We start from the raw sequence: 1,577 nt of genomic DNA on the forward strand, positions 1-1,577 counted from the left end.
CAGAACGCGGCTGCCGGCGCAGCCGCCGCCACCGAGAGCGCCGCCCAGGCCGCCGCCCAGAAGACCGAACAGGCGGTCGAGGCGACTGTGGACGCCACCGAACCGCCCCCGGAATAACGCCTACCTCCCCCATTCATGGGGGAGGGGGACCACGAAGTGGTGGAGGGGGCGGTGACGACGCACCGCGATAGGCGCCGGGCGTCGCGACTTCGAAGCCGCTAACGGCCCTGCCGCCCCCTCCACCCTTCGGGTCCCCCTCCCCCGAAATCGGGGGAGGTATTTTGCCTGCTACCCCAGCGCCTTCTTCGCCCCGAGCGCCGCCAGCCAGTGGCGCTCGCGGGCCTTGAGCGCGTCGATCATGCCCCCGGGCGTCAGCGCCTCTCCGTCGATCCGCTCCAGCACCTCGAAGCTGAATCCAGCCACCCCGTGCGCGGTCCAGGCGGCCTGCAGAACGCGGTTGATGTGACCGCCATTGCGCAGGCTGAACCACAGGCTGTTTTGCTGGGCGTCGATATTGCGTGATCCAGCGGTCCAAACCTCTCCCGTCGGCCCGCAGCGCACGGCATAGACCCCGGCCACGCTCTTGCGTTCCTTGTAGTCGCGTAGCCGTTCGCGCCGGGTCTGCCTGTCCATACAGTCGGATAACCGCCACTTAGAGCGTTGTCAATTTTACCCGGGCAAATTTAGTGCGCGGAACTCCTCTGCCAGAATTGCGTAGAGATAGCTGTCGCGCCAGCCGTCGCGGGCGGGCTTGTCCTGCCGGAAGTGGGCTTCCCGACGCATGCCAAGCTTCTGCATGATCCCCCATGAGCCGACGTTGCGGACGTCACATTCGGCCCAGATGCGACTCAGACCCAGGTGTTCGAAGCCCACGTGAAGCATGGCGCGCGCGGCCTCGGTGCCCAGACCCTGGCGCCAGTACGGCTGGGCCAGACTGTAGCCGAAGTCACCAGTGCTGGTGGCCGCGTTCCTCACGCTCAAGCGTATGGAGCCGATCACCAAGGCGTCCGCGACGTGGTGGATTGCAAGGTTCACGTCGGTGGGCGACCGATAAAGTTGCGCCTCCGAAAAGCGGTCGAGGGCGGCCTGGGTGTGCTCGCGCGTGTTCGGCCCCCAGTCCATGAAGCGCACGACGGCATCGTCGGTGGCATAGGCGTGGACGGCGTCGAAATCGTCCTGGGCGAACGCGCGCAGCAACAGCCGTTCGGTCCGGAGGGGGAACCAGGGTTTGGGGTCTTCGGTCATCATCTTCTCCTGTCGGGTTTGGGCCGGCGGCAGGAGAGAGCGATACGCGCGACCCTGCCGGTTCCGGCGGGGTCTGGGTCTTCGGCTGCGTCTAGCCAGGCGCGCGCGAATCCGGACGACCCCGGGTGGGACCGTTCGAATTGAGCGACGCTGAGCAAGCACTGTGGAGCATGACTGAGCCAATATGCCCGAGTGTGTGCGCACCGCAAGCCGCGCTTTGCCCATCGGCCTCGAAGCGATTACATCTGACGCCATGATCCAGACCTTCAACGAAACCACCGACCGCACCTTCGGCGCCCGGCATGTGCCGCTGATCCGCCAGGCCATGGCCG

General features: G+C 66.5%; 2 protein-coding genes. Both read right to left on the reverse strand.

Going from position 1 to position 1,577, the window contains the following annotated elements; all coding sequences use genetic code 11:
• Positions 1 to 288 precede the first annotated feature (288 nt).
• Positions 289 to 633: a GIY-YIG nuclease family protein gene (locus tag RMO97_RS04050; RefSeq protein WP_310539261.1), complete on the reverse strand. Its 345-nt coding sequence runs from the start codon at positions 631 to 633 to the stop codon at positions 289 to 291.
• Between the two features lie 36 nt (positions 634 to 669).
• Entirely contained in the window at positions 670 to 1,248 is a 579-nt protein-coding gene (locus RMO97_RS04055; protein WP_310539262.1) for a GNAT family protein, read from the reverse strand.
• Between the last annotated feature and the right edge of the window lie 329 nt (positions 1,249 to 1,577).

The organism is Phenylobacterium sp. (genome assembly GCF_031425575.1).
Classification (GTDB): domain Bacteria; phylum Pseudomonadota; class Alphaproteobacteria; order Caulobacterales; family Caulobacteraceae; genus Phenylobacterium.

What these genes read in the sequence shown, in the direction of transcription:
- RMO97_RS04050 (WP_310539261.1), bottom strand. Translation starts at nt 633, where the DNA reads ATGGACAGGCAGACCCGGCGCGAACGGCTACGCGACTACAAGGAACGC.
- RMO97_RS04055 (WP_310539262.1), bottom strand. Translation starts at nt 1,248, where the DNA reads ATGATGACCGAAGACCCCAAACCCTGGTTCCCCCTCCGGACCGAACGG.